Origin of the sequence: Clostridioides sp. ES-S-0049-02 (assembly GCF_020658465.1) — a bacterium.
GTDB lineage: Bacteria > Bacillota > Clostridia > Peptostreptococcales > Peptostreptococcaceae > Clostridioides.
Genome location: NZ_JACVWG010000045.1, coordinates 1 through 1463 on the forward strand (window position 1 = coordinate 1; position 1463 = coordinate 1463).

2 protein-coding genes are annotated in these 1463 nt (G+C 28.2%); both read right to left on the reverse strand.

The features are described from left to right. Nucleotides 1–626: hypothetical protein (locus IC213_RS20420; protein ID WP_227863577.1), on the reverse strand; the 626-nt coding region annotated here is incomplete at its 3' end. A 46-nt stretch (nucleotides 627–672) separates the two neighbouring features. Continuing rightward, on the reverse strand, nucleotides 673–1341 hold the full coding sequence (locus IC213_RS20425; RefSeq protein ID WP_227863578.1) for a hypothetical protein: 669 nt from the start codon (nucleotides 1339–1341) through the stop codon (nucleotides 673–675). Nucleotides 1342–1463 lie beyond the last annotated feature (122 nt).

Genomic DNA, 1463 nt, shown 5'->3' on the forward strand with positions numbered 1-1463 from the left:
CCTTCAAGAAGACCAACATCACCTATTGTATATAAACTTTTAAAACCTTCTATCATATCTTCATTATGTATTCTAAATGTCATATTACAACCTTGCTTACCATATTTATTAATTAGACCCTTAATCTCTAAATATTTACCTAAGTCATCTTCTTTTTCTTCTATATTTTCAATTAATGTATATGCTCTCCAAACTTGACTTGCCTTTATTGGTTTTACTACTTCGCCCTTGTCATCAATCGGATTACCTTTGTCATCATATTTTTCTCTATTGCAAAAAGTTCCTGATATCTGGAATCGCTCTTTCTTTTCACCGTCTTTATAGTATAAGTTATTATCTAATGAGCAAACACATCTAACAATATCTCCTTTTCCATTTTCTGCTCTAGTTTTTATTTCATTAGCGATTGTCTCTATCCCTAAAAACATTTGATTTGGTGAACCATCTGACTTAAACATTGATGTAAAATAGTCTACATTCACTGATTCATTTGCCGCTGTTTCAACTTTTAAGGTAAATCTTATTGCTTCTTGGCTAGTTCCTTGATTCATTCTAGCTATATTTAAAATGTCTAAAACTTCTCCTAATACAAATACTTGATTATAATTTATTCTTTTTTCTGCCATTTACCCTTCTCCTTTATATTTAAAATTTAATTGCTAACAAAACTTGCTACATCATTAATTCTTTATATTTTGGTAATGTTTTAAAAAAATCACATAAGAATCTCCATTCTTCCATTTTATGATTTTCTCTTTGACTTATCATAGATTTTATTTGTAGATAATTTAATGTAACTCTTGCAGTTAACATTAATCCTGATGGACAATTCGATATTATTATTTTCCAGAGATTTTCTTTCGTGGCCTCGATATTTTCCCCATTCCTAAGTGTCACTTTATCAGATGCGGATAATTTTAATTCATCAAAATTATTGTAATCATAAATTAATTCATTTAAGAAATTTATTGTATTTTTATCAACATATTTGTTACACATATTATCAAGGTTAAATTTAGTTAATCTATGCATTTTACTTTGACTTGAGACATAATCGTTATGATGGTATCTGTCCCATTGTCTCCACATATATTCTGACCATTGTAAATCCATCTGTACAATAATTCCTTTAGAGAAGCAATCATGACCTGAACCTTGCTTTGATTTGCCTAATTGATTTGCTCGTTTTAAATCTTTTTCTGAAATATTTATCTCTTTCATATCTATTACCTGTTGTTTATACATTGGGTATCCACTTGCTATTATACTTTCTTCAACTCCATATACATATACATTTGATACATTAATAATTTCTGATACTTTTATTCCATTTACTTTCAACTTACCAACTCCTAATCTTCAACTATAATATACCCTTCTTTATAATGCCTTCCCATATTATTTACTCTCTTATAATATTTAGAATCACTCTCCTTGTTTAATCTTGGTACAAATACATCTAT